The 451-nt window shown below is 65.6% G+C and carries 1 pseudogene; it reads left to right on the top strand.

The features are described from left to right. Positions 1-379: pseudogene (locus EN750_RS38685) on the top strand (SH3 domain-containing protein); the annotation flags it as partial. Positions 380-451: the final 72 nt, after the last annotated feature.

Below are 451 nucleotides of genomic sequence, written 5' to 3'. Positions count from 1 at the left end.
GCATGGCGGCGCCGGTCCGGCAGCCGAAAGCACGCCAAAATCCGCCGCCGAAATCGGCCGCGCCGCCATGCAGGATGCGTACGTACTGGCGCTGGCGGCGCCCGACGTCTCGCCGGATCCCGAGATTCCCTGCGCCCGCTATGTCGGCCAGCCAATGGAGCGCTGCAAGGTCAACGTCGTACGCGCCGCCGACAAGGCAGACGTCACGGTCACCTGGCCCGATGGCGGCACGCGCGTCATTTCCTTCCGCGGCGGCCGGCCGGCCAGCTCCGACGCGCCCAGCAATTTCCGCTTCACCCGCGAGGGCAGCCTCAACATGATCCGCATCGGCGACGCCGAGCGGTTTGAGATCACGGATCAGCTGGCGCTGGGGAATTAGAATTTATGGGAGTAAGGGAGTAGGGGAATAAGGGAGTATGTTTGGAATGCCTTCGAACCCACCCTACTCCCC

This window comes from Mesorhizobium sp. M7A.F.Ca.ET.027.03.2.1 (assembly GCF_003999175.1).
Lineage (GTDB): Bacteria > Pseudomonadota > Alphaproteobacteria > Rhizobiales > Rhizobiaceae > Mesorhizobium.
This window is presented reverse-complemented; position numbering and strand designations above follow the sequence as displayed.